This is a genomic window from Bacillus sp. FSL K6-3149 (assembly GCF_038630515.1).
GTDB classification, from domain to species: Bacteria; Bacillota; Bacilli; order Bacillales; family Bacillaceae; genus Bacillus; species Bacillus pumilus.
This window is the reverse complement of the sequence record NZ_CP152034.1, coordinates 3,015,745-3,034,198: the sequence shown is the minus strand read 5'-3', so window position 1 is coordinate 3,034,198 and position 18,454 is coordinate 3,015,745. Positions and strand designations below refer to the sequence as shown.

General features: G+C 40.9%; 22 protein-coding genes. 21 read left to right on the top strand and 1 reads right to left on the bottom strand.

The window, feature by feature from the left end; translation table 11 throughout:
- Positions 1 to 92 precede the first annotated feature (92 nt).
- The 9 genes from MHB83_RS15305 (at position 93) to fni (ending at position 8,489) form a co-directional block, all read left to right on the top strand.
- Positions 93 to 1,064 carry a YpdA family putative bacillithiol disulfide reductase gene (locus MHB83_RS15305; RefSeq protein WP_003215846.1) on the top strand — a complete coding sequence of 324 codons (972 nt, stop codon included), beginning with the start codon at positions 93 to 95 and terminating at the stop codon, positions 1,062 to 1,064.
- Positions 1,065 to 1,219: 155 nt separating this feature from the next.
- Positions 1,220 to 1,882: a glutamic-type intramembrane protease PrsW gene (prsW, locus tag MHB83_RS15300; RefSeq protein ID WP_003215795.1), complete on the top strand. Its 663-nt coding sequence runs from the start codon at positions 1,220 to 1,222 to the stop codon at positions 1,880 to 1,882.
- A 127-nt stretch (positions 1,883 to 2,009) separates the two neighbouring features.
- A complete protein-coding gene (gene sleB, locus MHB83_RS15295; protein WP_050943838.1) occupies positions 2,010 to 2,921 on the top strand; it encodes a spore cortex-lytic enzyme in 912 nt (303 codons plus the stop codon).
- Positions 2,922 to 2,937: 16 nt separating this feature from the next.
- The gene (ypeB, locus tag MHB83_RS15290; protein ID WP_003215550.1) at positions 2,938 to 4,287 is read left to right on the top strand and encodes a germination protein YpeB; all 1,350 of its coding nucleotides are present in this window, start codon (positions 2,938 to 2,940) and stop codon (positions 4,285 to 4,287) included.
- A gap of 102 nt (positions 4,288 to 4,389) precedes the next feature.
- Complete coding sequence (locus MHB83_RS15285) at positions 4,390 to 5,037, top strand: flagellar brake domain-containing protein (RefSeq protein WP_268458326.1); 648 nt, start codon at positions 4,390 to 4,392, stop codon at positions 5,035 to 5,037.
- A 63-nt stretch (positions 5,038 to 5,100) separates the two neighbouring features.
- Positions 5,101 to 5,283 (top strand): YpfB family protein, encoded by a 183-nt coding sequence (locus MHB83_RS15280; protein ID WP_217016888.1) that lies wholly within the window; start codon positions 5,101 to 5,103, stop codon positions 5,281 to 5,283.
- A gap of 71 nt (positions 5,284 to 5,354) precedes the next feature.
- Entirely contained in the window at positions 5,355 to 6,032 is a 678-nt protein-coding gene (gene cmk / locus MHB83_RS15275; RefSeq protein WP_003216003.1) for a (d)CMP kinase, read from the top strand.
- A gap of 223 nt (positions 6,033 to 6,255) precedes the next feature.
- Entirely contained in the window at positions 6,256 to 7,407 is a 1,152-nt protein-coding gene (gene rpsA, locus MHB83_RS15270; protein ID WP_003215529.1) for a 30S ribosomal protein S1, read from the top strand.
- 14 nt (positions 7,408 to 7,421) lie between these two features.
- Positions 7,422 to 8,489, top strand: coding sequence for a type 2 isopentenyl-diphosphate Delta-isomerase (gene fni / locus MHB83_RS15265; protein WP_212045955.1), 1,068 nt, complete (start codon positions 7,422 to 7,424; stop codon positions 8,487 to 8,489).
- A 53-nt stretch (positions 8,490 to 8,542) separates the two neighbouring features.
- On the opposite strand, the gene MHB83_RS15260 is transcribed toward fni, so the two are convergent.
- Positions 8,543 to 8,674, bottom strand: a complete 132-nt coding sequence (locus MHB83_RS15260; RefSeq protein WP_003215762.1) for a YpzI family protein — start codon at positions 8,672 to 8,674, stop codon at positions 8,543 to 8,545.
- A gap of 348 nt (positions 8,675 to 9,022) precedes the next feature.
- Between MHB83_RS15260 and MHB83_RS15255 the strand changes: the two genes are divergently transcribed.
- The 12 genes from MHB83_RS15255 to MHB83_RS15200 all read left to right on the top strand — a co-directional run bounded on the left by MHB83_RS15255 (position 9,023) and on the right by MHB83_RS15200 (position 18,453).
- On the top strand, positions 9,023 to 9,397 hold the full coding sequence (locus MHB83_RS15255; protein ID WP_223251245.1) for a hypothetical protein: 375 nt from the start codon (positions 9,023 to 9,025) through the stop codon (positions 9,395 to 9,397).
- Positions 9,394 to 10,278 (top strand): YIEGIA family protein, encoded by an 885-nt coding sequence (locus tag MHB83_RS15250; RefSeq protein WP_003215905.1) that lies wholly within the window; start codon positions 9,394 to 9,396, stop codon positions 10,276 to 10,278. The genes MHB83_RS15255 and MHB83_RS15250 overlap by 4 nt, the downstream gene beginning before the upstream one ends.
- Positions 10,279 to 10,284: 6 nt before the next feature.
- Entirely contained in the window at positions 10,285 to 10,479 is a 195-nt protein-coding gene (locus tag MHB83_RS15245) for a hypothetical protein (RefSeq protein WP_003215794.1), read from the top strand.
- A 159-nt stretch (positions 10,480 to 10,638) separates the two neighbouring features.
- Positions 10,639 to 11,949, top strand: coding sequence for a ribosome biogenesis GTPase Der (gene der / locus MHB83_RS15240; protein WP_003215663.1), 1,311 nt, complete (start codon positions 10,639 to 10,641; stop codon positions 11,947 to 11,949).
- A 14-nt stretch (positions 11,950 to 11,963) separates the two neighbouring features.
- Positions 11,964 to 13,001 carry an NAD(P)H-dependent glycerol-3-phosphate dehydrogenase gene (locus MHB83_RS15235; protein ID WP_044141099.1) on the top strand — a complete coding sequence of 346 codons (1,038 nt, stop codon included), beginning with the start codon at positions 11,964 to 11,966 and terminating at the stop codon, positions 12,999 to 13,001.
- Between the two features lie 266 nt (positions 13,002 to 13,267).
- Entirely contained in the window at positions 13,268 to 13,471 is a 204-nt protein-coding gene (locus MHB83_RS15230) for a DUF2768 domain-containing protein (protein ID WP_034318888.1), read from the top strand.
- An 18-nt stretch (positions 13,472 to 13,489) separates the two neighbouring features.
- On the top strand, positions 13,490 to 14,215 hold the full coding sequence (locus MHB83_RS15225) for a hypothetical protein (protein ID WP_044141100.1): 726 nt from the start codon (positions 13,490 to 13,492) through the stop codon (positions 14,213 to 14,215).
- Positions 14,216 to 14,420: 205 nt separating this feature from the next.
- Positions 14,421 to 15,899 (top strand): stage IV sporulation protein A, encoded by a 1,479-nt coding sequence (spoIVA, locus tag MHB83_RS15220; RefSeq protein ID WP_003215616.1) that lies wholly within the window; start codon positions 14,421 to 14,423, stop codon positions 15,897 to 15,899.
- Positions 15,900 to 16,273: 374 nt separating this feature from the next.
- Entirely contained in the window at positions 16,274 to 16,552 is a 279-nt protein-coding gene (hbs, locus tag MHB83_RS15215; RefSeq protein WP_003215863.1) for a non-specific DNA-binding protein Hbs, read from the top strand.
- 190 nt (positions 16,553 to 16,742) lie between these two features.
- Positions 16,743 to 17,312 carry a GTP cyclohydrolase I FolE gene (gene folE / locus MHB83_RS15210; RefSeq protein WP_003215789.1) on the top strand — a complete coding sequence of 190 codons (570 nt, stop codon included), beginning with the start codon at positions 16,743 to 16,745 and terminating at the stop codon, positions 17,310 to 17,312.
- Positions 17,313 to 17,340: 28 nt separating this feature from the next.
- A complete protein-coding gene (gene mtrB / locus MHB83_RS15205) occupies positions 17,341 to 17,571 on the top strand; it encodes a trp RNA-binding attenuation protein MtrB (RefSeq protein ID WP_003216082.1) in 231 nt (76 codons plus the stop codon).
- 114 nt (positions 17,572 to 17,685) lie between these two features.
- Entirely contained in the window at positions 17,686 to 18,453 is a 768-nt protein-coding gene (locus MHB83_RS15200) for a heptaprenyl diphosphate synthase component 1 (protein ID WP_003215666.1), read from the top strand.
- Position 18,454 lies beyond the last annotated feature (1 nt).

Genomic DNA, 18,454 nt, shown 5'->3' with positions numbered 1-18,454 from the left:
CTATCCTTATATAGGAGATTTTTTTATGGAATGGGAACAAATCATCAACAGCTAGCAATTGTTATTGCATTGAAACGACAGGAGTGGAACAAATGAAACAAGAAAAAGCGATCATAATAGGGGGCGGCCCTTGCGGATTATCAGCTGCCATCGCATTCCAGCAAATCGGAATTGATGCACTAGTCATTGAAAAGGGGAATGTCGTTAACAGTATTTATCATTACCCAACACATCAAACCTTTTTCAGTACAAGTGAAAAGCTTGAGATTGGTGATGTCGCTTTTATTACTGAAAATCGCAAGCCCGTTCGTATCCAGGCGCTTTCTTATTACCGAGAAGTAGTCAGACGAAAAAACTTGCGTGTGCATGCCTTTGAAAAAGTAACCGCTGTGACGAAAAAAGATGGCCATTTTACCGTGAGCACATCAAAAGACGACTATTCATGTGATTATGTCGTGATTGCTACTGGCTACTATGACCATCCAAACTATATGAATGTCAAAGGAGAAGACCTTCCACATGTGTATCATTATTTTAAAGAAGGACACCCATACTTTGATAAAGATGTAACGGTGATCGGCGGGAAAAACTCAAGTGTCGATGCTGCGCTAGAACTTGTGAAATGCGGAAGCAGAGTCACTGTACTTTATCGAGGAACTGAATATTCATCTAGCATCAAACCTTGGATTTTGCCAGAGTTTGAAGCACTTGTGCGAAATGGAACGATTCGAATGGAGTTTGGAGCACAGGTGAAGGAAATTACAGAAGAAGAAGTGATTTTTACAAACCAGCAAGAGCAAACGGAGCGAGTGAAAAGTGATTATGTTTTTGCCATGACAGGCTATCATCCAGATCATTCTTTCTTAGAAAAAATGGGTGTGACAATTGATCAAGAATCAGGCCGCCCAGCATTTGATGAACAGACGATGGAGACAAACGTAGAAGGTATTTTCATCGCAGGAGTGATTGCAGCTGGAAATAATGCCAATGAAATTTTCATTGAAAACGGGAGATTTCATGGGGGGCTAATTGCAGAAGAAATTAACAAAAGAATGAACGCATAAAAAAAGAACTGGATCCTTCCAAGGGATTCGGTTCTTTTTGATATAAAATGGGATTATATAGAAGAATATTTTCATAAAAATGGGCTCGAGTCATATAAAAAAAGGGTAAATCATGGTACGATAATGAAGGATAATGTAGGGAAAGAGGTCTGGTTATGATCGCAATCATCTCAGCAGGTTTAGCTCCCGGCATCGCACTTTTAAGTTATTTTTATTTGAAAGATCAGTACGACAATGAGCCGGTACACATGGTCATCAGATCTTTTATGCTAGGTGTTATACTTGTGTTTCCAACCATGTTTATTCAATATGTCCTTCAAGAGGAGCATATCGCAACGAACCCTATCTTGATTTCATTTGTGACGTCGGGCTTCTTAGAGGAATCTTTAAAATGGTTTATTTTAATGGTCAGCGTCTATGCGCATGCCCAATTTGACGAACACTATGATGGAATTGTATATGGAACGAGTGTCTCACTTGGTTTCGCAACACTTGAAAATATTCTTTATTTGGTCGGTCACGGGGTTGAATATGCATTCACCCGTGCTTTATTACCCGTCTCAAGTCATGCTTTATTCGGTGTTGTGATGGGATTTTATATCGGCAAAGCCCGCTTCTCTGATAAAAAGGAGCAGCGCAAATGGCTGATCCTTTCTCTAACGCTTCCTGTGCTTTTTCACGGCCTATATGATTTCATATTGTTAGGAATGAAAAATTGGGGATATATCATGCTGCCATTCATGATTTTTTTATGGTGGTTTGGCCTGCGAAAAGCAAAAAAAGCTCGTTCAGTGAAAATGGTGCAAAATTTAATGTAGAAAACGTCTTATCAGTTGATAGGGCGTTTTTTTGTCTTTTCATCCATTTCTCTCCTGTGATGAATGTATAAAAATAGGGATTGGAAGAAATATATATTCAAACATCAAAAGTACAGGAGGATCAAATATGGACAAAGCTCGTTTCATGAAACAAATCGTCCTTATCTTCTCAATCGTTCTACTCGCAACATCACTGATGACAACTGAAAAAAGTGAAGCCTTCACCAGTCAAGTCATCCAGCGAGGTGCGACAGGAGAAGATGTAGTCGAGCTGCAAGCACGGCTCCAATACAATGGCTTTTACAATGGCAAAATTGATGGTGTATATGGCTGGGGGACGTACTGGGCCGTTCGCAACTTTCAAAGCCAATATGGTGTAAAGAAGGTCGACGGACTTGTAGGTAAACAAACAAAAAGCCTATTAGTTCAAAAGACAAAATACTATAAAGACTTTGTTCAGCAGCAGCTGCAAAAGGGGAATGAGTTTACCCATTATGGCGGGAAACCTCTTGATCAGCAAACAAAAGCTCCTGCGAAAAGAAGCTCACAAAAAAAGACTGCTCAAGGTGCGAAAGAGAATCAAAAAAGTCAAAGCGGAGCACCTGGAAAGTCTGCGAAACAGTCAGGCAATCAGCAAGCAAATCAAACACCGAAACAAACGGCAGCCAACATGCCAGGTGGTTTTTCTAGTAATGATATTCAGCTCTTATCACAAGCGGTTTATAGTGAAGCAAGGGGCGAGCCGTATGAAGGACAGGTGGCGATCGCTGCCGTCATCTTAAACCGTTTGAACAACCCGACTTTTCCAAATACAATCGCAGGAGTTATTTTTGAACCGCTTGCGTTTACAGCTGTGGCGGATGGTCAATTTTATATGTCACCAAATGAAACTGCAAAAAAGGCTGTGTTTGATGCCATTAACGGCTGGGACCCGTCTGAGAGCGCCGTCTATTACTTTAATCCTGATACAGCAACAAGTCCATGGATTTGGGGAAGACCACAAATTAAACGAATTGGGAAACATATTTTCTGCGAATAGAAAGAGGTGTAAATAAATGATCAGAGGAATATTGATTGCCATTTTAGGAATTGCTGTCATCTCAACAGGTTATTGGGGCTATAAAGAGCATCAAGAAAAAGACGCAGTGCTGTTGCACGCAGAGAACAACTATCAGAGGGCCTTCCACGATTTAACGTACCAAGTGGATCAGCTGCACGACAAACTTGGGGCAACGCTTGCGATGAACAGCCAATCGTCGATTTCACCGGCACTTGCAGATGTATGGAGAATGTCATCAGAAGCACATAACAATGTGAGTCAGCTTCCGCTCACATTAATGCCTTTTAACAAAACGGAAGAATTTTTGGCGAATGTCGGAGACTTTAGCTACAAATCATCAGTTAAATCCTTATCAGATGAACCATTAAACAAAAATACGCACAAAACCATTACGTCCTTATATCAGCAAGCATCTGATATCCAAAACGAACTGAGACAAGTGCAGCACCTCGTCCTCAATAAAAATTTAAAATGGATGGATGTTGAAATGGCACTTGCTGATGGTGACCGAAAAAATGATAACACCATCATTGACGGGTTGAAAACAGTCGAGAGAAATGCAGATGCATTTGCAGATGTCGATCTCGGACCGACAAATGTGTCCACAGAAGCAGAAACACGCGGCTACAATCATTTAAAGGGTAAAAAGATTTCAAAGAAAGAAGCGATACGCATTGCCCAGCAATTCGCACCTGATCATAATCAACATTTTAAGGTGAGAAAAAGCGGAAGCAAAACCAATCGAGATGTGTACAGCTTATCGATGTCAGATCCTGATAGTAAAGCGAATTTCTATTTAGACTTGACTGAAAAAGGAGGACATCCAGTCTACCTTCTTCAAAATCGAGACGTGAAAAAACAGAAAATCAGTTTAAACCAAGCATCAGAAAAAGCACTCAGCTTCTTAAAGAAGCAAGGATTTGATGCAGAGTCATTCCATTTAGATGAAAGTGCACAATTTGATAATATCGGTGTATTTACCTATGTACCTCTTCAAAAAAATGTACTGCTGTATCCAGATAGTATACGCATGAAGGTCGCACTAGACGATGGTGAAGTGGTTGGATTTTCAGCGAAAGACTATTTAACGAATCATAAAACAAGAGACATCAAAGCACCTAAAATCTCGCAAAAAGAAGCGAAGAAAACGCTCAATCAGCATGTGAAAATCGAAGATACTCATGTAGCGATTGTTCAAAACGATATGTCAGAGGAAGTTTTATGCTATGAGTTCCTAGGAACGATAAAAAATGATACGTACCGAATGTTCATTAATGCGGATACTGGAAAAGAAGAACGAGTAGATAAACTAAAAAACGCAGAACCTATATATAAAGACCTATAAAAAAGGAAACGAGGAAAAGGCGAATAAGCCTTTTCCTTTTGTTTTATACATGGTTTAATATAGGAGAGGATATGATTTCACAGATGAAAAGAGTGATGAGGAATGTTACAAATAGGGGATGCAATCACAATTGAATATGTCAATGAGAACAAAGAAGTGAAAACTGCAAAATCGAAAGTTTTGGAAAATAATAACGATGATATTTGCATTAATTATCCAGCTGATAAAGAAACGGGACGCACGATCTATTTAAACCAGCAAACAGAAATCACCGTTTTCTTTTTCGATGAAAATCAAATTCCATACAAATGCACAAGCGAAGTCATCGGCAAGAGGAAAGAAGATATTCCGATGATCGTCATTTCCATTCCGCCAAAAGAAGAAATGATTCGGCTTCAGCGTAGAGAATACCTGAGAGTCGATACAATGGTCAAAACCGCGATCACGCAAACGGGTGAAGAATCCTTTGACACGTTTATTGTCAATATGAGTGCTGGCGGCTTAGCAATTGCTGTTCCTGAAGGTGTCTCATTGAAAGAATACGGAGAAGTGATCACAGAGTTTGAACTTCCGCTGAAAGAGCCTGTTAAAATTAAAGCGGTTGCAGAGATGAGCCGAGTTTATCAAGATGAGCAGACTGGCAAAACAAGAGCGATCATGGAGTTTTCTGAGATCACAAATGATCAGCAACAGCACATTATGAAGTACTGCTTCCAGCAGCAGCTTTTAACACGTGTGAAAAAAGCATAAGAATAAAGGATGTTAAAAGCTTCCATACTAGAGGTAATAGAATCTAGCGTGGAGGCTTTTTGTATGAAAACAATGGAAAGATGGTTATTTAAAGCGGTGTTCATTCAGCTTGTCTTATTATTAGCCGTTCAGATCACACTTCATTTGACAAAAGGAGAACTATTTTTGTCAAAAGTCGTGCAATACGAGGGTGTAAATAACATGAGCATTGAAGATTGGATCGAGACGTTTAAGCAGAAGGATTGATAGAAAATTCCCCCGTTTGACCGGTGATCGTGTTACAATTCATAAGGGAGATTCAATCAAGGAGAGGTATTATGAAAAAGAAATTATCTATCGCAATTGACGGTCCTGCAGCAGCAGGAAAAAGCACTGTGGCAAAAATTGTCGCAGCAAAAAAATCATATATTTATATCGATACAGGTGCCATGTACCGCGCGATTACGCTTGCGGCACTTCACCATGGTGTAGATCTTGAAGACGAGCAGGCGCTTGATGCACTACTAAAGAAAACGGTGATTGAACTTGTCTCAACAGGCGAGGGTCAAAAAGTGCATCTAGACAATACCGATGTGACAGAAGAGATTCGCACAGACCGCGTGAGCAACCAAGTATCGGTTGTCGCAAAGCACAGAGCTGTTCGGGAAGAAATGGTCCGCAGGCAGCAAGAGCTTGGTAAAAAAGGCGGTGTCGTGATGGACGGAAGAGACATAGGTACTCACGTTCTTCCAGATGCCGAAGTGAAAATTTTCTTGCTTGCATCTGTAGAAGAAAGAGCAAAACGCCGCTTTGAAGAGAATCAGAAAAAAGGCTACGATGTCAATTACGATCAGCTGATCGAAGAGATTGCAAGACGTGACAAGCTTGACTCTGAGCGCGAAGTTTCACCGCTTAAGAAAGCGGATGACGCCATTGAGATTGACACAACTTCTCTTACCATTCAAGAGGTAGCAGGTAAAATTTTAGATGCAGCAGACCGTGTGGAGAAACTGTAAGAAATTTTAGAAAACTTTTATAAGTTAGAGGTTTATCTCTTGACAAACAAGGTCTTTTATTAGAAGTTTATACTAATACTATTTTTATTGATCATTCAAGCAATTCTGTTGATTTGAATGTTTCTATAATACATACTCGGCTGGCAATCATCATGCTTAAGACACATATTCACCCAGTCGTTTTAACTAAGCTGTGTAGGTTTGGACCAAGGAGGTTATCGAAATGACAGAGGAAATGAATCAAATCGATGTTCAGGTACCAGAGGTTGGAGATGTAGTGAAAGGGATTGTTTCTAAAGTTGAGGACAAGCATGTCAATGTAGATATCGTCAATGTGAAACAACCTGGGATCATCCCAATCAGTGAATTATCAAGTCTTCACGTTGAAAAAGCATCAGATGTCGTGAAAGATGGCGACGAATTAGAGCTTAAAGTAACAAAAGTCGAAGACGATGCTTTGATTTTATCGAAACGTGCTGTTGATGCAGACCGCGCTTGGGAAGACCTAGAGAAAAAGTTTGAAACAAAAGAAGTATTTGAAGCTGAAGTAAAAGACGTTGTAAAAGGTGGTCTTGTCGTAGACATTGGTGTGCGTGGATTTATTCCTGCATCTCTTGTAGAAGCGCACTATGTTGAGGACTTTTCAGACTACAAAGGTAAAACACTCTCACTTGTCGTGGTCGAACTTGACCGCGAAAAAAATCGTGTGATTCTCTCGCACCGTGCAGTAGTGGAGCAAGAGCAATTAGACAAAAAGCAAGACTTCTTGCAAAAACTTGAAGTAGGCAGTGTGATTGATGGTAAAGTGCAACGCCTTACTGATTTTGGTGCATTTGTAGACATTGGCGGCATTGATGGATTGGTTCACATTTCTCAACTATCCCATGCGCATGTTGAAAAGCCATCTGACGTAGTGGAAGAAGGCCAGGAAGTCCAGGTCAAAGTACTTGCTGTTGATCGTGATAACGAACGTATCTCACTATCTATTAAAGAAACATTACCAGGACCTTGGAGCCAGATTGGTGAAAAGGTAAAACAAGGTGATGTGCTTGAAGGAACTGTTCAACGTCTAGTGAGCTTTGGTGCATTTGTTGAAATTCTGCCAGGCGTCGAAGGACTTGTGCATATTTCTCAAATCTCTCATAAACATATCGGTACGCCGCATGAAGTCCTTGAAGAAGGGCAGACTGTGAAAGTAAAAGTGCTTGATGTGAATGAAGATGAAGAACGCATTTCACTAAGCATCCGTGATTTAGAAGAAAATCCTGAAAAACAAATCGAAGAGAATTATCGTCAATATCAGGCGAAAGAAGAAAACACAAGTGGATTCCAGCTTGGTGACCTGATCGGAGATAAGCTCAATAAATTAAAATAATTTGGTGATCAAAATTGACGCGAGCAGAAAGAAAGAAGCAGCATATTGAACATGCCTTGTCCACTGGACAGCATGCAGCAACAGGTTTAAAAGATGTTTCCTTCGTTCACGCCAGTTTACCAGATCTTGCAACATCACAAATTGATACACATTCAACAATTGGCGGACTGACTTTCGGTTCGCCAATTTTTATCAATGCAATGACTGGCGGAGGCGGAAAATCGACCTATGAGATTAATCGCTCTTTATCGATCGCAGCGAAGGAAACCAATATTCCGGTGGCAGTTGGATCGCAAATGGCTGCACTGAAAGATAAAGAAGAAAGACGTACGTATGAAGTTGTTCGTAAAGTGAATCCAGATGGAATTGTCTTTGCGAACCTAGGCAGTGAGGCAACGATGAAGCAAGCGAAGGAAGCCGTTGAGATGCTGGAGGCCAATATGCTCCAGATTCATTTAAATGTGATTCAAGAGATTGTCATGCCTGAAGGAGACCGTGATTTCAGGGGGGCACTTGAGCGCATCGCAGCCATCAATGAATCAGTTGGTGTGCCTGTTGTCGTAAAAGAAGTTGGATTTGGCATGAGCAAGGAAACGGCCAAAAAGTTATTTCATGCTGGGGTTGCGGCCGTTGATGTAGGCGGATTTGGTGGTACGAACTTTTCTAAGATCGAAAATCTTCGCCGCCAAAAAGCACTTCATTATTTTGATCAATGGGGGATTCCAACTGCAGCGAGTCTTGCTGAAGTACATACAAGTTTTCCAGATCAAACGATTTTAGCCTCGGGAGGTATACAAGACGCCCTTGATGTAACAAAATCAATCGCACTTGGCGCATCCGCTGCTGGTCTAGCTGGCTTTTTCTTAAAATCACTGACTGACGGAGGGGAGAGCGGTCTCATCGCGAATATCATAGATCTTCAAGAAGATGTGAAGATGATGATGACAGTCCTTGGCGTGAAGACCATTGAAGAGCTGAGACAAACCCAAGTTGTCATTTCAGGTGAAACGAGTCATTGGCTCAAAGAAAGAGGCATCGACACAACGTACTATAGTTTAAGATCAAATAAGAAAAAGGACTAAAAGCAAGTTTAGCCCATAAACATCTAAGGCATGTGGTCATCACATGCCTTTTTTTATTGATTTCTTTTTCGCGCACTATCTGGACCTTCTAATGCTGTTGCCCCTTTATAATGTATGGATTGATCACGGTCAGATTCCACTCTTTTTGATGCCTTTAAGCGTTTTTCCTGTCTATCTTTTCCCATCATACATCCCTCCTCAACCATTAGGGTGTCACCTCTTGTTTATTTCATACAATGCCCAAAGCGATCTCTTACGTTTAAAAATTGGGGATTTTCCCATAATGTAATTGAGGTGATGAGACGTTGGAGGCTTTGTACTATTATTGGTCCATATGGTTCGTTTGGATTATCGTGACATTTATTATGGAAAAAAGCTCATGGCGCAATGTGCTAGGCGTCTTTGTCCTTGTCCATATTATATGTAGTCATTTCATGATATCCATATTTGATATGAGCCTGAATGCGGGGTACTTGATGACCTTTTTATATGCATGTGCGGGTTTCGTTATATTCCGGTCTGGGCATCAAATAATGAGAATCATACAATTAGGTTCTATGGTGAGCGCATATGCCTTTTTTATGATTTTTGCATTATATGATCCGGTTTGGTTCACGCTAATAAAAGTGGATTGGGTCGTATTTGCCTTGCTGATCTTGATGTCTTTGACATATGGACATCATTTCACAGAACGAGTCACCTTATGGATGATGGCTGTATGTCTTGGCGAAGCCCTTTATGCGCTCACAATTCACCGCCTGACATCATCGATTGTCATAGGAGATCTCTCTTTTCTGTCCCTTGTTGTTCAAGGGTCCATCTTCCTATTAGGTGTCGATCAGCTTGAAAAGCTCTTGAACGCCCGTTCATCAAGAAAACCAGTAAAAGGGGCTGCAAAATCAACATGACGGATTATACGTTTCCTGTGATTATTGGTGTCATCTTTGGGATGGCGGCCAGGCTTTATATGTTAAGAACAGATTACCGGCAATACCCTACGTATATTCATGGACAAGTGATTCACATTGCGCTTGGTTTTATCGCTTCAGGGCTTGGTGCGATCATTATGCCTGCACTCATTCAGGAGGAATTTACGGCGATTACCTTTCTCACGCTGGCGGCCACGCAATTCCGAGATGTCCGCAATATGGAAAGAAATACGTTAACTCAAATGGATTCATATGAGCTAGTCTCAAGAGGCAGTACATATATAGAAGGCATTGCCATTGCCTTTGAAAGCCGAAATTATATTGCGATTCTCACGGCACTGATTACGACCACAGCCTGTATTTTCTTCTCGCTCGTTATTGGGACAGTGGTCGGTATTCTTTGTTTTTTCTTGGCAAAGCTATTAATGTCTGGCAGCCAATTAAAGGATATTGTCAACATACAAAAAGGAGAGCTTCGCTTTGATGGGGCAGGGCTCTATGTGAACGATATTTACATCATGAATATCGGACTGCCCGAAAAGCAAAAGCTCATATTAGAGCATGGGATGGGCTTTATTTTGACACCGAAAAATTTCAACGCAGCCACAACGATTGCCAACCTTGGGCAGCGGCAAGCCATTTTATTTGATTTATCTAATGTACTTGGTGTGTATCGCGACTCCGGTGAACCATCACTCTGTCCGCTCGCAAAGCGTGATTTGAATAACGGCACACTTGGCGTGTTCATTTTACCGCAATGGTATCGTGAAGATCTCGCTGTCCGTGTATTAGAAGAAGTACCCATTTTAGAAAATGCCATCAGAATGCCGACAGAGTTCATAAAAAAGAAAGTGAGGTAATAGGGCATGGCGAACACCATTGAACAATTTATACTCGCTGTGGCTACAACAAATAAAGAGCGGGTCATGGGCGGAACAGCCGTTTTTTTCTGTGAAAATAAAGAAGAACTCGACATGTACGCCATGAATTTAGAGGCCATTTTAGATGGAATTGCACACGGAATTGGAGAAGATCTTTACTTGATTGTCAAACATTTTTAAGTTATTCATTGTGGTCTGATTAAAAATTGATATAATATATAAGTTGAACCCTTCATGTTTGAAGGGTTTATTTCATAAAACTGAATGAAAATTTTAAATCCCGGTTGAAACATGATGATGAACATATTGAATCGCGGCTGGATTGAAAGGAAGGGTACTATGGGTAAACCTGTCGTAGCCATTGTTGGAAGGCCCAACGTTGGAAAATCTACAATTTTTAATCGAATCGCAGGCGAAAGAATATCGATTGTAGAAGACACACCTGGTGTAACAAGAGATCGTATTTATAGCTCTGCTGAATGGTTAAATTATGACTTTAACTTAATAGATACTGGTGGAATTGATATTGGAGATGAGCCATTTTTAGCGCAAATTCGCCATCAAGCAGAAATTGCAATGGATGAAGCGGATGTCATTATCTTTATGGTGAATGGCCGAGATGGTGTGACATCAGCGGATGAAGAAGTCGCAAAAATTTTATATCGCACGAAAAAGCCAGTTGTACTTGCTGTCAATAAACTGGACAACCCTGAAATGAGAAGTGACGTGTATGACTTTTATGCACTAGGGTTTGGCGAGCCATATCCGATTTCTGGAACGCACGGATTAGGTCTTGGTGATCTACTTGATGCTGTTGCAGAACACTTTAAGAACTTACCAGATACGCAGTATGACGAACAAGTTGTCCAGTTCTGCTTAATCGGTCGCCCGAATGTAGGGAAATCTTCTTTAGTGAATGCGATGCTCGGAGAAGACCGCGTCATTGTCAGCAACATCGCTGGTACAACAAGAGATGCTGTCGATACGATGTTTACGTACAATCAGCGTGATTTTGTCATTGTTGATACAGCAGGTATGAGAAAAAAAGGAAAAGTATACGAAACAACAGAGAAATACAGTGTGCTTCGTGCATTAAAAGCCATTGATCGTTCTGATGTTGTCGCTGTTGTTCTAGACGGTGAAGAAGGCATTATTGAGCAGGATAAACGTATTGCGGGCTATGCACACGAAGCTGGTAAAGCCGTTGTGATCGTTGTGAACAAATGGGACGCTGTTGAAAAAGATGAGCGTACGATGAAGGAATTTGAGCAAAACATTCGTGAGCATTTTCAATTCCTAGATTATGCTCCTGTCTTGTTTATGTCTGCTCTCACGAAAAAGAGAATTCATACGTTAATGCCGTCCATTATTACAGCTAGTGAAAATCATGCGATGCGCGTTCAAACGAATATTTTGAACGATATCATCATGGATGCAGTAGCAATGAATCCAACGCCGACTCATAATGGACAGCGCCTGAAAATTTACTATGCGACACAGGTGGCGATTAAGCCTCCGTCCTTTGTTGTATTTGTAAACGATCCAGAGCTTATGCACTTTTCTTATGAACGTTTCCTAGAAAATCGCATTCGAGATGCGTTTGGTTTTGAAGGAACACCGATTAAAATATTTGCGAGAGCGAGAAAATAAAAAGGGTGAGCAGAATGAAGAAAATTTCAGTACTTGGAGCAGGAAGCTGGGGAACAGCCCTTGCTCTTGTATTAGCTGATAATCATCATGATGTACACATGTGGGGACATAGACAAGAGCTCATTGACCAAATCAATGAGAAACATGAAAATCATGATTACTTGCCAAATGTCGCACTACCGGTGTCTATTCAGGCGACGACAGACATGAAGCAGGCGTTAGAGGGGACAGACGCTATTATTGTCGCTGTGCCAACAAAGGCCATTCGTGAAGTGTTGAAGCAGGCAAATGAGCTGATTACGTCGAAAGTGCCGTTTGTCCATGTAAGTAAAGGAATTGAACCAGATACACTTCTGAGAATATCTCAAATGATTGAACAAGAAGTCCCGGATGAGAAAAGAGAAGCTGTCGTCGTCTTATCAGGACCGAGCCACGCCGAGGAAGTAGGCTTGCGTCACCCGACAACTGTCACTGTCTCATCAGAAAATATTGAAGCGGCTCAATTTGTTCAAGATTTGTTCATGAACAACAACTTTAGAGTTTATACAAACCCTGATGTGATTGGTGTAGAAATTGGCGGCGCACTGAAAAATATCATTGCTCTTGCGGCAGGGATCACAGACGGGCTTGGATATGGTGACAATGCAAAAGCGGCGCTCATCACTAGAGGACTCGCTGAAATTGCACGTCTCGGTACAAAAATGGGAGGGAATCCTCTGACATTTGCCGGTTTAACGGGCGTTGGAGATTTGATCGTGACATGTACAAGTGTTCATTCACGTAACTGGCGCTGCGGAAATCTGCTTGGTAAAGGGTATAAGCTTGAAGAAGTGCTTGAAAAAATGGGGATGGTCGTCGAAGGCGTCCGTACAACAAAAGGCGCTTATCAGCTCTCCAAAGAATACAAGGTCAGCATGCCGATCACAGAGGCGCTTTACCACGTCCTGTTTGAAGGGAAAAAGGTCGACGATGCGGTCGAATCATTGATGGCACGTGTGAAAACACATGAAATGGAAGACCTTGTGAACATGTTTGAAAACCAAACAAAATAAATGGAAGACTGAACTTAGGCATGTAGAGGATGCAAGAAGGGGAAGACTTGCATAACATAGCAATGAAGTTTGAATAGAGCTTTGCCTCTACAGAATGAGGAAAAATAGTCGACCTAATGACTGAAGCGGAGTCCCCCTCTTTGCTTCAGTTTTTTTATGCGCTTTTTTCTGAATGATTGGAAAAATGATTGATATTTACCTTATTTTTGGTTTAGAATGAAATATAAACGCTTACAATTTGTTCGTTTTAAAGGGGGACAGGCACGATGAGTTTTGCTTTAATCAAGATGTGGTTTGCACTTGGTTCAATGGGGCTCATGTTTTTAGCTGTAGTAACCATTTATTTCAGTCGATTTAAGCTGAAGAGCCGGTTTCTTAAAATAACAGCCTCGACCGTCGCATACAGCTTGATGCTGATATCAGGTATCATTGTGTTTTTAGTTGTATTTAGCGGGCCGGTCAATGAATAAAGAAAAAGGAAGAATGTGATGATCAAAGCAAAAGTCAGTGTCACGTTGTTAGCACTTATTTTACTAACAGGATGTCTGTATCCAGAAAATCGCAAAACTGAAAACCGTGTGCCGTACGAAGAGCAGCTGCAAAGCGTTCAGACAGCGATTGAGGAATTTCAAAAAGCAACAAATGGTCTTTTGCCGATTGAAACGAAAGAAGCAGACACGCCGGTTTATCAAAAGTACGTCATCGACTTTAAGCGCTTGTCACCAAGATATTTACACGATGTACCGTCTACATCCTTTGAAGGCGGAGGGGAATATATGTATGTCCTCACAGACGTCGAAAAAAAACCAACTGTGAAACTGCTTGATGTCAAAATGACGCAAACCATCAGTGAATTACGGCTTAGAATCAAAATATATCAAGATGAACATACATATCCGCCATACGGCAAAGTAGTATCAAACAATTTATATACGTTAAATGAAAAAAAGCTAGGCTTAAAATCGCCGCCTACGGTCATGAGCCCGGTGACAGGGAATTCCCTCCCATTACTGATTTCATCAAATGGCGAAATCTATGTGGACTACCGCAGTGATTTTGCTCATATTTTGAAGAATACGAAACGAAAGCTGAAACCAGGTGAAAACATTCAAGATGTCTATTGGCAGGAAACCCCGTTTGTACCCGCGTTTTCTGTCCCATATACCATCAACAAAAAAGGTGAGCCTGACTTTTTAGAAAAAAAGACGTCATAAACAAGAATGAACCTTTTTCCTCTGCATATAAATGAGGAGAAAGGTTTTTTTATGGCTAAACATACTCTCAAAACAAAAAAAGGTGTCATATTCAAATAGGACAACGTCATACACATATATTGTCCAGACACCTTTCAAGCAAGTTTGATTGAAGAATAGAGTATTTTATTTGAAAACGAGGATAGCAAGTCCGGGAGGGGATCACTTGGAAAAAGTCGATATTTTCAAGGATATCGCTGAACGAACAGGAGGCGATATATATTTAGGAGTCGTTGGCGCTGTTCGTACAGGGAAATCTACGTTTATTAAAAAGTTTATGGAGCTCGTGGTGCTCCCGAATATCAATAATGAGGCAGATCGTGCAAGAGCACAGGATGAATTGCCGCAAAGCGCAGCAGGAAAAACCATTATGACCACTGAGCCAAAATTTGTACCGAATCAAGCGGCATCGATTCATGTGAGTGACGGTCTTGATGTCAACATCAGGCTTGTCGATTGTGTAGGATACACAGTCCCTGGTGCGCGCGGGTATGAAGATGAAAATGGTCCAAGAATGATCAACACGCCGTGGTATGAAGAGCCAATTCCGTTCCATGAAGCAGCGGAAATTGGCACACGCAAGGTCATTCAAGAGCATTCAACCATCGGTGTTGTGATTACAACGGATGGTTCTATTGGAGAAATTCCAAGACATGATTATATTGAATCTGAAGAACGTGTGATTGATGAACTCAAAGAGGTAGGAAAGCCGTTTATTATGGTGATCAACTCTGTGAGACCCTATCATCCTGAAACAGAAGCGCTGCGGCAGGAACTGAGCCAAAAATATGATATTCCAGTACTCTCCATGAGTGTAGAAAGTATGAGAGAGCAAGACGTCCTTAGTGTGCTTCGTGAAGCATTATATGAATTCCCAGTCCTAGAGGTGAATGTGAACCTGCCAAGCTGGGTCATGGTGTTGAAAGAAGATCATTGGCTGAGAGAAAGCTATCAGGACTCAGTGAAGGAAACCGTAAAGGATATTAAAAGATTAAGAGATGTTGACCGTGTTGTTGGCCAGTTCAGTGAATTTGACTTTATTGAAAGAGCGGGCTTAGCAGGGATTGAAATGGGTCAAGGGATTGCGGAGATTGACCTGTACGCCCCAGATGATCTATATGACCATATTCTAAAAGAAGTGGTTGGTGTAGAAATTAGAGGGAAAGACCATCTTCTAGAGCTCATGCAAGATTTTGCGCATGCGAAGACAGAATATGATCAAGTATCAGATGCCTTAAAAATGGTGAAGCAGACGGGATACGGAATTGCGGCCCCGGCCTTGTCAGATATGAGTTTAGATGAGCCAGAAATCATTAGGCAGGGCTCGAGATTTGGCGTAAGACTAAAGGCGGTTGCGCCATCTATTCATATGATTAAGGTAGATGTAGAAAGTGAATTTGCACCGATTATCGGAACAGAGAAACAAAGTGAAGAGCTCGTCCGCTACTTAATGCAAGACTTTGAAGATGATCCGCTTTCGATTTGGAATTCAGATATATTTGGGCGCTCACTCAGCTCCCTTGTCAGAGAAGGCATTCAAGCAAAGCTGTCACTGATGCCAGAAAATGCAAGATATAAACTGAAAGAAACACTTGAAAGAATCATCAACGAAGGATCAGGCGGTTTGATCGCGATTATTCTATAGCATGTGAGACCTCTCATTGACAGGGGTCTTTTTTTGCGTAAGGAATGAGTCATAAAAAGACAATTGTATAAAGATTAGTCAGATTCAGGCTGAAATTAGGAATATTCGTTCGTAAAAGTGCCCTTAATCCTTGACGAATAAGGATTCTTCCCTTTAAAATGCTTGATATGGTATTTCATATGTGTTAATCTACTTACAGAAAATCTTCACTTTGTTGGACAAACATTCCTTCAAAGAGTTGTTTTCTAATGAAAAGCCATGTATACCGCTTTCTAGACGCTCTTTTTTTCGAAAAAAGTGTATAGAAAGAAGATGAATTGTGAAGAAATGATAACAATCTACTGAATGCATATTTTTGGGAGGAGGTGAAAGGCATGAACAAGACAGAACTTATTAACGCGGTTGCTGAGGCAAGCGAGTTATCTAAAAAAGACGCGACAAAAGCAGTTGATTCTGTTTTTGATACAATTTTAGATGCACTTAAAAATGGTGACAAAATCCAACTTATCGGTTTTGGTAACTTTGAAGTACGTGAGCGTTCAGCTCGTAAAGGACGTAACCCACAAACTGGTGCAGAGATCGAAATCCCTGCAAGCAAAGTACCTGCTTTCAAACCAGGTAAAGCACTTAAAGACGCGGTGGCAGGTAAATAATCGTTATGTGTAATGATCCTATTGCAGGAGTTATACATATACAGTTTCACACTGGTCTAGAAAAGCCCCTTTCATAAGGGGCTTTTCCTTTTGAATCAAAAGGTTCGTTTAGAACGCTCTCCTTTGCTTTTAGGATCTGAAGTGTGCTAGAATCTGATTGAAATGTAATCGCCTTTGGAGGATATAATACATGAGTGAAATAAATAAAGAACTAATCGAACACGCAGTACGCGATATATTAAAAGCCATCGGAGAAGATCCAGATCGTGAAGGACTTCTTGATACCCCTAAACGAGTAGCAAAAATGTATGAAGAAGTGTTCTCGGGATTAAATGAAGATCCAAAAGAACATTTTAAAACCATTTTTGGTGAAGACCACGAAGAACTCGTTCTTGTAAAAGATATTGCTTTCCATTCAATGTGTGAACACCACCTTGTACCTTTTTACGGAAAAGCGCATGTCGCTTATATTCCGCGCGGCGGAAAAGTGACAGGACTTAGCAAACTTGCAAGAGCTGTAGAGGCTGTTGCCAAACGCCCGCAGCTTCAGGAACGCATCACATCAACCATTGCAGATAGTATGGTGGAAACACTCAATCCGCATGGCGTGATGATTGTCGTTGAAGCAGAGCATATGTGTATGACGATGCGCGGAGTGAAAAAGCCAGGCGCAAAAACAGTGACTTCAGCAGTACGCGGTACATTTGCAAATGATGCAGCGGCAAGAGCAGAAGTACTTTCCTTTATTAAAAACGACTAATTCAATAGATAGATGGAAGGTGAACAAATTGAGTGAAAATAAAGCATCTGATTTTGTAGTGATTAAAGCCAATGAAAATGGTGTAAATGTCATCGGCTTAACTAGAGGCTCTGATACAAGATTTCACCATTCCGAAAAGCTCGATAAAGGTGAAGTCATCATTGCACAATTTACTGAGCATACGTCAGCGATCAAAGTAAGAGGCGATGCTGTCATTCAAACAAGCTTCGGGGAAATTCAAAGCGAAGCAAAGAAATAAATACTTGAGTGCACTTGATAGCATAAAAGTGAGAGCTGATATGGTATAATAAATCTCTATACAATGTGCAGGGCTACATATGAAACTGTAATTTTTGGGACAAGGGTGATATCTTTGCAAGACATCTACGGAATTTTATCTAATCTAAATATAAAATTAAATAAAAAGCTTTCTCATCCTTATTTGGCGAAACATTTACGTGCGCCACTCATCGATGAAGATAAGCTCCTTCTTTTTCATGCAATGTTTGATGAAGCTCAAATTGATGCAGAGAAAAAAGAAAATTATATTTTAACGGCGATGCTTGTGCAAATTGCCCTTGATACCCATGATGAAGTCACAACTGCTGCAGCGATCAAACAAGACGAATTCAAAAATCGTCAGCTGACGATCCTGGCAGGAGACTATTTCAGCGGTCTCTATTATTCTCTTCTCTCTGACATGAAAGACATCTACATGATTCGCACGCTCGCAACGGCGATCAAAGAAATCAATGAACATAAAATTAGACTGTATGATCGATCCATTCAAGATGCAGCGCACTTTTACAAAAGTGTAGCAACGGTTGAGTCTGCGTTATTCCAAAGGGTTTCTGAGCATTTTCAATTAACGCATTGGAATGAGATTGCAAGTCGTTTCCTTGTTTATAAGCGTTTCATGAAACAAGCAGAAGATGACAAACATTTAAAACTTTTTTTGAACGATAGCTATACGGACGCCTATACATGTTTTGACAACTTTGAGAATGAAGGCTATGAAAAGGCCAAACGATCCATCAAGGAGCATCTTGTTTCATCTCCGGTCGTTCAAAAAGAGCTATTAAATCGCCTGGATCATATGAAAAATGAACCTGCGTATCATCAGAAAGTGGAAGAAGGGTAAG

Excerpts from the sequence above, each read along its gene's own strand:
- MHB83_RS15285 (WP_268458326.1), top strand. The coding sequence starts at position 4,390 with ATGTTACAAATAGGGGATGCAATCACAATTGAATATGTCAATGAGAAC.
- MHB83_RS15230 (WP_034318888.1), top strand. The coding sequence starts at position 13,268 with ATGAGTTTTGCTTTAATCAAGATGTGGTTTGCACTTGGTTCAATGGGG.
- MHB83_RS15280 (WP_217016888.1), top strand. The coding sequence starts at position 5,101 with ATGAAAACAATGGAAAGATGGTTATTTAAAGCGGTGTTCATTCAGCTT.
- sleB (WP_050943838.1), top strand. The coding sequence starts at position 2,010 with ATGGACAAAGCTCGTTTCATGAAACAAATCGTCCTTATCTTCTCAATC.
- ypeB (WP_003215550.1), top strand. The coding sequence starts at position 2,938 with ATGATCAGAGGAATATTGATTGCCATTTTAGGAATTGCTGTCATCTCA.
- MHB83_RS15255 (WP_223251245.1), top strand. The coding sequence starts at position 9,023 with ATGAGAATCATACAATTAGGTTCTATGGTGAGCGCATATGCCTTTTTT.
- MHB83_RS15245 (WP_003215794.1), top strand. The coding sequence starts at position 10,285 with ATGGCGAACACCATTGAACAATTTATACTCGCTGTGGCTACAACAAAT.
- MHB83_RS15225 (WP_044141100.1), top strand. The coding sequence starts at position 13,490 with ATGATCAAAGCAAAAGTCAGTGTCACGTTGTTAGCACTTATTTTACTA.
- MHB83_RS15305 (WP_003215846.1), top strand. The coding sequence starts at position 93 with ATGAAACAAGAAAAAGCGATCATAATAGGGGGCGGCCCTTGCGGATTA.
- MHB83_RS15235 (WP_044141099.1), top strand. The coding sequence starts at position 11,964 with ATGAAGAAAATTTCAGTACTTGGAGCAGGAAGCTGGGGAACAGCCCTT.
- folE (WP_003215789.1), top strand. The coding sequence starts at position 16,743 with ATGAGTGAAATAAATAAAGAACTAATCGAACACGCAGTACGCGATATA.
- hbs (WP_003215863.1), top strand. The coding sequence starts at position 16,274 with ATGAACAAGACAGAACTTATTAACGCGGTTGCTGAGGCAAGCGAGTTA.
- prsW (WP_003215795.1), top strand. The coding sequence starts at position 1,220 with ATGATCGCAATCATCTCAGCAGGTTTAGCTCCCGGCATCGCACTTTTA.
- der (WP_003215663.1), top strand. The coding sequence starts at position 10,639 with ATGGGTAAACCTGTCGTAGCCATTGTTGGAAGGCCCAACGTTGGAAAA.
- MHB83_RS15250 (WP_003215905.1), top strand. The coding sequence starts at position 9,394 with ATGACGGATTATACGTTTCCTGTGATTATTGGTGTCATCTTTGGGATG.
- rpsA (WP_003215529.1), top strand. The coding sequence starts at position 6,256 with ATGACAGAGGAAATGAATCAAATCGATGTTCAGGTACCAGAGGTTGGA.
- MHB83_RS15260 (WP_003215762.1), bottom strand. The coding sequence starts at position 8,674 with ATGGGAAAAGATAGACAGGAAAAACGCTTAAAGGCATCAAAAAGAGTG.
- cmk (WP_003216003.1), top strand. The coding sequence starts at position 5,355 with ATGAAAAAGAAATTATCTATCGCAATTGACGGTCCTGCAGCAGCAGGA.